This window comes from Streptomyces sp. NPDC059455, assembly GCF_042750115.1.
GTDB lineage: Bacteria > Actinomycetota > Actinomycetes > Streptomycetales > Streptomycetaceae > Streptomyces > Streptomyces endocoffeicus.
On the sequence record NZ_JBHYVB010000357.1, the window covers coordinates 1 to 2431 of the forward strand.

Sequence of the window (2431 nt, forward strand, 5' to 3'; positions counted from 1 at the left end):
GGGGGTGCCGGGCCCCCCCCCGCGCCGGGGGGTGGGGCGGAGGCCTATGTGGGGTCTGGGGCGGAGCCCCAGTTTCGGGAAGGGGCGGGGAGGGGAACAGCCCGCCGCAGGCGGCACGATGCTCGGGTCCGCGGTCCGTCCCCCCTACCCGCACGGACCGGCTTACCCGCACGGACCGGCCATCCGCCGGAAACTCATCGGTGCGGCGCGCCCGGACATCCGCCCGGCGGGCCGCTGCCCCGGTCACCCCACCACCGCGTCCGCCTCCCGCAGCGGCCAGCCGCCGTCCACGACCGCGTCCGGGGTGCCCTTGCGGCGCAGCCAGGACTGGAAGTCGGCCGCCCAGTGCGCGTACCACCCCACCTGCTTGCGGTGGAGGTCCCACAGCTCGAGCCCGGCGACCTCGCCGTACCGCTCGGCGAGCGCGCAGGCGACCCGCACCGCCGCCAGCGCGTCCGCACCGGCGTCATGGGCGCGGTCGTGCACCACCCCGTACTCCCCGCAGACGGCCTCCAGCGTGCGCTTGCCCTTGCGGTAGCGGTCGACGGCGCGGTCTATCGTGTACGGATCCACGACGGGGCCGGTCTCCGCGCCCTCCAGCCGCTCGCTCAGCGGGCGCAGCCCGTGCCGCCCCAACTCGGCGGCGAGCAGGCTGAGATCGAACGCCGCGTTGTACGCCACCACCGGGGCGCCGGCGCGCCAGTGGGCCACCAGCACCTCGGCGACCTCCTCGACCACCTCGCGCGCGGGCCTGCCCTCCGCCGCCGCCCGCTCACCGGTGATCCCGTGCACCGCCACGGCGTCCTCAGGGATGGGCACTTGAGGATCGGCCAGCCACTCGCGGCGCCCGACCGGCTCCCCGCCCCTCACCTCGACCACGGCCGCCGTCACGATCCGTGCCGCGCGCGGATCGGTGCCCGTCGTCTCCAGGTCGAATCCGATCAGCAGCCCCCGGTGCCAGCTCATGGCCGCCCCTCCCTTTGTCGTACTTCCCCCATGTGTGCACCACCTTCCCATGCACCACTGACAACGCCCGGTGCGCCGGAGCGAGTCCTCAGACGTCTGAGGACTCTGTGTTAGAGTCCCCGCCGTCCTCGGATGACCGTTCAGGGAGAGGCGGCGCGGTGGCGGCGGAGACGGCACGATTGCGGCATGGACCCGTGGTGCCACGGGTCGAGAGCGCCCTGCGCGCGATGCTCACCGAGGGCCGCTGGCGGCCCGGCGAGCGGCTGCCCAACGAGGTGGCGCTCGCCGCCGAACTGGGCGTCGGCCGCTCCTCGGTGCGGGAGGCCGTGCGGCTGCTGGCCCATGACGGGCTGGTCGAGGTGCGCCACGGCTCGGGCACCTACGCCGCGCGGCCTCCGGCCCCCGCCGGGGAGGGCGATATGCGGCGGCTGCTGCGCCGGGCCCGGCTGCGCGAGGTGTACGAGGTGCGCCGCGCCCTCGAGGTCGAGGCCGCCCGGCTGGCCGCCGGGCGCATCCGCCCCGAGGACATCGGGCGGCTGCGGGACCATCTCGCGCTGCGCGAGAAGCGGGCCGGAGACGATCCGTCCGCCTTCGTGGACGCAGATCTGGCCTTCCACCGGACCGTGGTGGAGCTGTCCGGGAACGCCGTGCTGCTCGGCCTGTTCACCTCCGTCCTGCCGGTGCTGCGCGAGGCGCTGGTGGAGATGGTCAGCCACGAGCCGGCCCTGCCCGATGTGTCGTGCGCCCACGCCGAACTGCTGGACGGGCTGGCGCGCGGCGACGCCGACACCGCGATCGCGGCCACGGTCTCCCATCTCGAGGCCGTCATGGAACTCTTCGGCAGCGACAGCGACAGCGCCAGCGAGAGCAACAGCAGCAGCGACACGAGCGAACTCGAAAGCGACAACAGCGAAAAGGAGGTGGCGGCCCCGTGACCGCCCCGGCCGTCCCCGTACTCAACCTGCGCGAGGTGGATGTGGTGCGCGACGGCACCCCGCTGCTGCGCTCGGTCTCGCTCACCGTCCACCAGGGCGAGCACTGGGCGCTGCTCGGTTCCAACGGCGCGGGCAAGTCCACCCTGCTCAGCCTGGCGGGCGCGCTGGTGCACCCCACGCGCGGCACGGTGGAGGTCCTCGGCCGCACGCTGGGGCGGGTGGATATGCGGGAGCTGCGGTCGTTCGTGGGCCATGTGGATCCCCGGCATCCGCTGCGCTCCCCGCTGCGGGTGCGGAACGTGGTGCTCACCGGGCTGACCAACACCGTGGAGCCGGTCCCCCGCCACCGCCCCAGCCCCGACCAGCGCGACCGGGCCGAACGGCTGCTCACCACCCTCGGCATGGGCGGGAAGCTGGACGCGGGGGGGGGGGGGCGGTGGCGAGGGCGGCGGGGGCGGGGGGGGTTGGGCGGGGGGGGGGTGGGGGGGCTCCCCCGGCGCGGGGGGGTGGTTTTCTCGTCCCCGCGTGTG

3 protein-coding genes are annotated in these 2431 nt (G+C 75.1%); 2 read left to right on the forward strand and 1 reads right to left on the reverse strand.

Annotated features, from left to right (window positions below; all coding sequences use genetic code 11):
- Nucleotides 1-243: 243 nt before the first annotated feature.
- Complete coding sequence (locus tag ACFXB5_RS51840) at nucleotides 244-966, reverse strand: 3'-5' exonuclease (RefSeq protein WP_385222650.1); 723 nt, start codon at nucleotides 964-966, stop codon at nucleotides 244-246.
- A 197-nt stretch (nucleotides 967-1163) separates the two neighbouring features.
- Between ACFXB5_RS51840 and ACFXB5_RS51845 the strand changes: the two genes are divergently transcribed.
- Nucleotides 1164-1901, forward strand: a complete 738-nt coding sequence (locus tag ACFXB5_RS51845; protein WP_385222653.1) for a FadR/GntR family transcriptional regulator — start codon at nucleotides 1164-1166, stop codon at nucleotides 1899-1901.
- Nucleotides 1898-2431, forward strand: a 534-nt coding sequence (locus ACFXB5_RS51850; protein WP_385222656.1) for an ATP-binding cassette domain-containing protein, incomplete at its 3' end; no start/stop codon positions are given. The genes ACFXB5_RS51845 and ACFXB5_RS51850, both read left to right, overlap by 4 nt.

Bases quoted from the DNA above. Each gene is read 5' to 3' on its own strand.
- ACFXB5_RS51840 (WP_385222650.1), bottom strand. From the start codon at position 966: ATGAGCTGGCACCGGGGGCTGCTGATCGGATTCGACCTGGAGACGACG.